This window comes from Ferruginibacter sp. (assembly GCF_031391665.1).
GTDB lineage: Bacteria > Bacteroidota > Bacteroidia > Chitinophagales > Chitinophagaceae > Ferruginibacter.
Window position 1 is genome coordinate 1 of sequence record NZ_JANMUN010000135.1, and the last position, 6,975, is coordinate 6,975.

Consider the following 6,975-nt stretch of genomic DNA (forward strand, 5'->3'; position numbering starts at 1 on the left):
GCGGACGTGAAAAAAAGCTGCGATATACTCAGCAACCTTAAGCACAATAATTACCTGCCGTATGTAATGGCAGCGCTGCAGGCAAAAAAACAAAAATGGAACGATGCGGTTGTAATAAATAATTTTGGAAGGATTTGCGATACCACTATTGCAAATATTTTTTTTATTAAAGACGAAGTGGTTTATACCCCAGCATTAACCGAAGGTTGCGTCGCAGGTGTTATGAGAAAGTTTATGATCGATCAATTAGCTGCAACAGGTTTTACCTGCATTGAAAAGGAAATAACTGTCGATGAACTTTTAAATGCGGATGAAGTTTTTTTAACTAATTCTATTTATAATTTACGCTGGGTAAAAAGTGTTAATGATAAAACTTTTGGCAATATCCTCACTCAAAAAATTTATACCGCTGTTGCGCCAACCATTTTGTAATTCAATTGTTTAATAATTATTTAAGTTAGTAGGTGTATACAAATTACTTTTTATATAGCCGCATTTTGTCTATGTTTCGACAAGCTCAGGCTGACAGTATTCTTTCAATGTCTAATTGGTATTACTACCGGCAACACTTAAAATATTTGTTTTAAAATTATGCAAACTGTAAATATATTTTGGTTTAGAAGAGATTTGCGTCTTACGGATAATGCCGGGCTTTACCATGCATTAAAAAGCAATACACCTGTTGTGCCGATTTTTATTTTTGATAAAAATATTTTAGTTAAGCTAGAGAATAAAGCAGATAGGCGTGTAGAATTTATACATGCAGCTTTAGAAGAAATGCAAACGCAGTTGATTAAAATAGGTTCATCGCTGGAAGTGTATTATGGCACGCCTGCAGACGTTTATAAAATACTACTTGCAAAATATACAATTGAAAATGTTTTTACCAATCATGATTACGAACCTTATGCATTGGAAAGAGAAAAGATAATTACTGATTTACTGAAAAGTAAAAACGTTTCTTTTAAAACTTATAAGGACCAGGTAATATTGGAAAAGGATGAAGTACTGAAAGATGATGGTAAACCTTACACCGTGTTTACACCTTACAGCCGCAAATGGAAAGCGGTGTTAACTGATTTTCATTTAAAAAAATATCCCACCGAAAAATATTTTAATAATTTTTATAAGCAAGATGCTGTTGCAATACCATCTTTAAAAGCAATTGGATTTGAAGCTGTGGATAAGCCATTTCCTGCAAAAAATTTGGATGAAGAGTTAGTTATTAAATACCAGCAGCAAAGAAATTTTCCAGCGATAAAAGGCACTTCTAAATTAGGGGTGCATTTACGTTTTGGTACAATAAGCATAAGAGCGCTTGCAGCAAAAAGTAAAAATTTATCAGAGACGTATTTAAACGAATTGATATGGCGTGATTTTTATCACATGATACTCTGGCATTTTCCGCAAGTGGGAAAAGGAAAAGCATTTAAGCCCCAGTACGACACCATTGAATGGCGCAATGATACCGGTGAATATGAAAAATGGTGCAACGGGCAAACCGGGTATCCGATTGTAGATGCTGGCATGAGAGAATTAAATGCAACTGGTTTTATGCATAACAGGGTGCGTATGATTGTGGCATCTTTTTTATGCAAACATTTATTATTAGACTGGCGTTTGGGTGAAGCCTACTTTGCCGAAAAATTGTTAGACTTTGACCTGGCCGCTAACAATGGTGGCTGGCAATGGGCTGCAGGCAGCGGTTGCGATGCTGCGCCTTACTTTAGAATTTTTAATCCTTATTTGCAAACACAAAAATTTGATTCGCAATTAAATTATATAAAAAAATGGGTGCCGGAATTTCAGGAATTTACTTATCCAAAACCAATAGTGGAGCATGAGTTTGCAAGAAAACGTTGTTTGGAAGTTTATGCCAGGGCATTAAAAAAAGATGCTCTTTAAATCTTGCCTATAAAATGGATTTTACAAAGATATTATTTGTTGAAAAATATTCTTCCGGGTTTATAGTTTGATAAACATCCAGTAATTTTATTATTGCAGCTTTTCCTTCTTCTCCTAAATTAATTGAATAATTATTTACATACAGATCAATATGTTTGCGCATTACAGCTTCGCTCATTTCCTGCGAATGCATTCTTATGTAATCATTCAGTTCTGGATAATTGGTGTAAGCGTATTCAATACTATTTTTAATTAGCTTATCAATTTGTTGCTGCACACTTGTATCAATATTTCTTTTTATTACAATGCCACCCAACGGAATAGGATGAGCAGTTTCTTTCTCCCAGTAATCTCCTAAATCAATTATTTTTTTTAGCCCTTTTTGTTCGTAAGTAAAACGATTTTCGTGTATAATAACGCCTAAGCCTATATTGGCTAAAACAAAATTTTCAATTTCGTCGTACCTTAAAAATATTTTATTTTTTGCCTTGGGATATGCTAAAGAAAAAAGTAAATGTGCTGTTGTGTTTTCTCCAGGTATTGCAATGAAAGCGTTTTCAACTTCGCTTTTATCTTCGAATAGTTCCCCCTCATCCTGAGCGTAGTCGAAGGGCAGGGGGCGGAGGGGGCTAATTAGTAACGGTCCAACCCCTTTGCCCAAAGCGCTGCCACTGTTTAAAACAATATATTTATCTAATGCCGATGGTAATACTCCGTAACTTAATTTGGTTATATCCAGTTTGCCTTCAATTGCCCATTGGTTAAGGGTTTGCACATCTTCTAATTTTACATCAAACTCAATACCTTCAGTATCTATTTTGTTATTTACCAGTGCATCAAAAATAAAGGTATCGTTGGGGCAGGGCGAAAATCCAAGCGTCAGTTTCACGTTAATTGGTTAATTGGTTAATCAGTGCCGTTAGTTCAGCATTTAAATTTTCGATAGCTTCTTTCATTTTCCATTTTGCTTTATCTCTTTCTCCCACATAATTACTTATGGAACGTATTTGCACAAACGGAATTTCTTCCTGCAAACAAACATAATGCAATGCGGCACCTTCCATGCTTTCAATTTGCGGATGAAAGGCATCGGACAGTTGTAATTTTTGTAAAAAACTATCGCTTACTTTATTTATAGTTACAGCTTTCACCCATTTTAATTCGGCATTTTTAAGTAAGCCTTCCGAGGTGTTAATCAGCCAGCCATCTGCAAAAGGAAATTCGTGGGCATTTATTAAGCCTGATGTAAAGCAATGAGTAAATATTCTTTTTTCTTCTGCCCCTAAATCGGCAAATGTATCCTGCTTTACTAAAACTGTTTTGCCTAAGTGTATATCATTTGAAAATGAACCTGCAATGCCAGCCTGAATTACAAAATCGTAATCTACCTGGTGTAATCTTTTTTGCAAATGATATAGGGTGGAAGGAACTCCCACACCGGTAATTAAAATATCTACCTTAGGATAAATATTTATAAAAAGCTCAATTTCGAAAGCTGTAGCCGCAACCAGTAAAATTTGCATACCTCAAAATTCGTATTTCCACTTCATATTTCAGTATTTAGGAAGTACCTTTGCCAAAATTTGTGAAATAAGAATGGTTTACATCACCCGTATAGAACATTTTAATGCTGCCCATAAACTTTTTAACCCCCAATGGAGCAGGGAAAAGAATGAGGAAGTGTTTGGTAAATGCGCTAACGAAAACTGGCATGGGCACAACTTTGAGCTGTATGTAACCTTAAAAGGGGAACCCAATGCCGAAACTGGTTTTGTGTATGATGTTAAAAGGCTGAGTGTAATTGTAAAAGAGCATATTATTGATAAATTGGATCATAAAAATTTAAATGTAGATGTAGATTTTATGGCAGGTAAAATATGTTCTATAGAAAATTTAGTAATTGCTATCTGGAACCAGCTTGTGCCGCATCTTCCACAGGGCGTACAACTGCATTGCCTTAAACTGTACGAAACACCAAGGATATTTGTTGAGTATTACGGAAATTAATTTTTACTTTACTGCGAACAATTGCTAACTTTATTTGTAATTAACTTTCGATAGTTGATGTGTTTGAACAGCAGACTTCTGTTATAACCTTCGGCAAAAAATGTTCTGAATTATTCCACACAATTTTTCAGTACGCTTGTTGATGATATTTTTTAACAATAATGATTGATGTGTGTTATACAATGGTATGAATAATAAAGTAGCCGTTTACCGTAAAGAACATTTTAACGCGGCCCACCGGCTTAATAATCCTTTATGGGATGAAGCTACCAATACAAAGGTTTTTGGTAAATGCAACAATCCGCATTTTCATGGGCATAATTACGAGTTAATTGTAAAAGTAACTGGTGTGCCCGATGAAGCAACTGGTTATGTATATGATATGAAATTGCTCAGCGATTTAATTAACGAAAATGTGCTGGAAAGATTTGATCATAAAAATTTAAATGAAGACACTGCCGAATTTAAAAATCTTAACCCCAGCGCCGAAAACATTGCAATTGTAATTTATACAATTTTAAGAGAGAAGATAGATATGAAATTTGATCTGCAAATACGATTGTACGAAACAGAAAGAAATTTTGTGGAATACCCGGTATAGGCAATGAGGAATAAAATAACCGCTTATTTTTTTAAAAACAAAAGTTTACAATGGCATATTCAAAAGGAGAGCACTACGATGAAAAAGTAACTCAGGGACTTATAAAAACTTATAAAGAAAGCATTGAATTATTAGGCGAAGATTCAGAAAGAGAAGGCTTACAAAAAACACCAGAACGTGTTGCAAAAGCAATGCAGTTTCTTACACAGGGTTACCAGATTGATGCCAATGCCATTTTGAATTCAGCAAAATTTCATGAAGACGTAAGTGAAATGATTATTGTAAAAGATATTGAACTCTACAGTATGTGTGAGCACCACATGCTGCCGTTTTATGGTAAAGCTCACGTAGCTTATATTCCCAATGGTTTTATTACCGGGCTTAGTAAAATTGCAAGGGTGGTGGATGTTTTCAGCCGTCGTTTGCAGGTGCAGGAAAGATTAACGCACCAGATATTAAATTCTATAAAAGAAACTTTAGATCCATTAGGTGTAGCAGTTGTAATTGAAGCATCGCATTTGTGTATGATGATGAGAGGTGTACAAAAACAAAATTCTGTAACTACCACTTCGGCTTTTTGGGGAGAGTTTGAAAAAAATGAAACCAGGAGTGAGTTTGTGAAATTGATAAGTGCGAAATTACATTAATTGCCATATAGAGTAAACATCAAAATCAATTTGACAGTCTTGAGTAAACTGGAAATTTGTATTTACTTTAGCAATATATTTTCCTGAAATTAATTCAAACACTTCAATAGTTTTGGTTTCTGTATTAGAAATTATATAATACTTCACACCTTTCATTTCATAAAGATTAAACTTTGTATTTCTATCTCTTAGTTTTGTGGAACGGGATGAAATTTCTACAATTAGAACTGGCGCAAAAGTTAAAAAATCCTCTTTAAAATTCCCGCATACAATCATACAATCTGGCCTTACTACGGAGTCATCATCAATAACCCAGTCCAGCTCGCTGTACACCTGACACTTGCAATTTGAATTAATTTTGTCTAATTCATTACCTGCTTTCTGTATAAATTTACTGGAAAACCATTGATGGTTTCTGTTAGGGGATGGTGCCATTGCGTATGGGTAACCATTTACTAATTCCCAATCGCCTTTCCAAAGTAAATAATCCTGATAGGTGTATCTTTCGGGCTTAAATATTTGATCAGGTAAACTCATAATAATTTTATTCTTCAAATTTAAAATTTATTTTTGACAAAACAGATTGATTTATGGCACATGTTTATGTATTTCCAGGACAGGGTTCGCAATTTTCCGGGATGGGGAAAAATTTATATGATATTAATTCTCTTGCAAAAGAATTGTTTGAACAGGCCAATGAAATATTAGGATTCAGCATTTCAGACATCATGTTCAACGGCAGTGAGGAAGATTTAAAACAAACCAACGTAACACAACCGGTAGTTTTTTTACATTCTGTTATTGGGTATAAAACTTTGCAGAACATACAACCCGATATGGTGGCGGGACATTCGTTAGGCGAATTTTCTGCATTGGTAGCCAACAATACATTAAGTTTTGAAGATGCTTTAAAATTAGTTTCGATAAGGGCAAAAGCTATGCAAAAAGCCTGCGAATTAAATCCTTCTACCATGGCCGCAGTGTTGGCTTTGGCCGACGAAAAGGTAGAAGAAATTTGCACTAAAGTACACATGGATACCGAAGAGATTGTTGTGCCGGCAAATTATAATTGCCCGGGCCAGCTGGTAATTAGTGGAAGCATTAAAGGAATAGAAATGGCTTGCGACCTGATGAAAGCCGCAGGTGCAAAACGGGCATTGATATTACCAGTTGGCGGTGCTTTTCACAGCCCGTTAATGCTGCCTGCAAAAGAAGAACTGGCAGAAGCTATTAATGCAACTGAATTTAAAATTCCAACCTGCCCGGTTTATCAAAATGTAGTAGCTAAAGCAGTTACCGATGCTGCAACAATAAAAAATAATTTAATTGCTCAGCTCACCGGCGCCGTTAGGTGGACGCAGAGTGTGCAGGCCATGATTGCAGATGGGGCAACACATTTTACTGAAGTAGGGCCGGGGAAAGTGTTGCAGGGTCTGGTGTTAAAGATTAATAAGGAGATGGTGGTGAGCGGGGTGAGCTAAGTAATTAAAAAATAGCATTAATATGTTGTATTCTACACCCGAATGTCCCATAGATAATTATGATAAGGAATGGGTTGAAAAAACTTTTGTTTGGTTTGAAGAAAAGTTAGGTAAAGAATTTATTAAAAACAGGGAATATTTAATTCCGGTTAATTATAAGTTTAAGTACAATAACTTTAATAGTCATGAAGCAATACAATATTTCATTGATTTTATTTGCGGCTATATTGATTTAGATACCAGTTTGATTGAATTTAGTATTCTCTTTAGTGAAATTAGTGAAGGGGATGGGTTGCCTGACGATTTTGATGTTGATGCACCTGAAAACTTTATT

Annotated in this window: 10 protein-coding genes; 7 read left to right on the plus strand and 3 right to left on the minus strand. The window is 35.1% G+C overall.

The genetic code is table 11. The features are described from left to right. On the plus strand, positions 1-432 hold a 432-nt coding region (locus ACY651_RS09615; RefSeq protein ID WP_462252095.1), incomplete at its 5' end, for an aminotransferase class IV. 159 nt (positions 433-591) lie between these two features. Continuing rightward, positions 592-1,905 (plus strand): cryptochrome/photolyase family protein, encoded by a 1,314-nt coding sequence (locus ACY651_RS09620; protein WP_462252097.1) that lies wholly within the window; start codon positions 592-594, stop codon positions 1,903-1,905. A gap of 7 nt (positions 1,906-1,912) precedes the next feature. Here the strand turns inward: ACY651_RS09620 and ACY651_RS09625 are convergent, their stop codons facing one another. Together ACY651_RS09625 and mqnB are read right to left on the minus strand one after the other, a co-directional pair. Continuing rightward, positions 1,913-2,794: a 1,4-dihydroxy-6-naphthoate synthase gene (locus ACY651_RS09625; protein ID WP_462252099.1), complete on the minus strand. Its 882-nt coding sequence runs from the start codon at positions 2,792-2,794 to the stop codon at positions 1,913-1,915. Between the two features lies 1 nt (position 2,795). Continuing rightward, the gene (mqnB, locus tag ACY651_RS09630; RefSeq protein ID WP_462252101.1) at positions 2,796-3,428 is read right to left on the minus strand and encodes a futalosine hydrolase; all 633 of its coding nucleotides are present in this window, start codon (positions 3,426-3,428) and stop codon (positions 2,796-2,798) included. A 73-nt stretch (positions 3,429-3,501) separates the two neighbouring features. On the opposite strand from mqnB, the gene ACY651_RS09635 reads away from it, so the two are divergent. The 3 genes from ACY651_RS09635 (at position 3,502) to folE (ending at position 5,160) form a co-directional block, all read left to right on the plus strand. Further along, positions 3,502-3,912 (plus strand): 6-pyruvoyl trahydropterin synthase family protein, encoded by a 411-nt coding sequence (locus ACY651_RS09635; protein WP_462252103.1) that lies wholly within the window; start codon positions 3,502-3,504, stop codon positions 3,910-3,912. A gap of 187 nt (positions 3,913-4,099) precedes the next feature. Beyond that, the gene (locus tag ACY651_RS09640; RefSeq protein WP_462252105.1) at positions 4,100-4,513 is read left to right on the plus strand and encodes a 6-pyruvoyl trahydropterin synthase family protein; all 414 of its coding nucleotides are present in this window, start codon (positions 4,100-4,102) and stop codon (positions 4,511-4,513) included. Between the two features lie 50 nt (positions 4,514-4,563). Then, on the plus strand, positions 4,564-5,160 hold the full coding sequence (gene folE, locus ACY651_RS09645) for a GTP cyclohydrolase I FolE (RefSeq protein ID WP_462252107.1): 597 nt from the start codon (positions 4,564-4,566) through the stop codon (positions 5,158-5,160). Here the strand turns inward: folE and ACY651_RS09650 are convergent. Then, positions 5,152-5,715, minus strand: a complete 564-nt coding sequence (locus ACY651_RS09650) for a Uma2 family endonuclease (RefSeq protein WP_462252109.1) — start codon at positions 5,713-5,715, stop codon at positions 5,152-5,154. The genes folE and ACY651_RS09650 overlap by 9 nt on opposite strands. Before the next feature lie 35 nt (positions 5,716-5,750). On the opposite strand from ACY651_RS09650, the gene fabD reads away from it, so the two are divergent. Next, positions 5,751-6,641, plus strand: a complete 891-nt coding sequence (gene fabD / locus ACY651_RS09655; protein WP_462252111.1) for an ACP S-malonyltransferase — start codon at positions 5,751-5,753, stop codon at positions 6,639-6,641. Positions 6,642-6,663: 22 nt separating this feature from the next. After that, the coding region (locus tag ACY651_RS09660; RefSeq protein ID WP_462252113.1) for a hypothetical protein at positions 6,664-6,975 on the plus strand (312 nt) is incomplete at its 3' end.

What these genes read in the sequence shown, in the direction of transcription:
- ACY651_RS09620 (WP_462252097.1), top strand. Translation starts at nt 592, where the DNA reads ATGCAAACTGTAAATATATTTTGGTTTAGAAGAGATTTGCGTCTTACG.
- mqnB (WP_462252101.1), bottom strand. Translation starts at nt 3,428, where the DNA reads ATGCAAATTTTACTGGTTGCGGCTACAGCTTTCGAAATTGAGCTTTTT.
- ACY651_RS09635 (WP_462252103.1), top strand. Translation starts at nt 3,502, where the DNA reads ATGGTTTACATCACCCGTATAGAACATTTTAATGCTGCCCATAAACTT.
- ACY651_RS09640 (WP_462252105.1), top strand. Translation starts at nt 4,100, where the DNA reads ATGAATAATAAAGTAGCCGTTTACCGTAAAGAACATTTTAACGCGGCC.
- folE (WP_462252107.1), top strand. Translation starts at nt 4,564, where the DNA reads ATGGCATATTCAAAAGGAGAGCACTACGATGAAAAAGTAACTCAGGGA.
- fabD (WP_462252111.1), top strand. Translation starts at nt 5,751, where the DNA reads ATGGCACATGTTTATGTATTTCCAGGACAGGGTTCGCAATTTTCCGGG.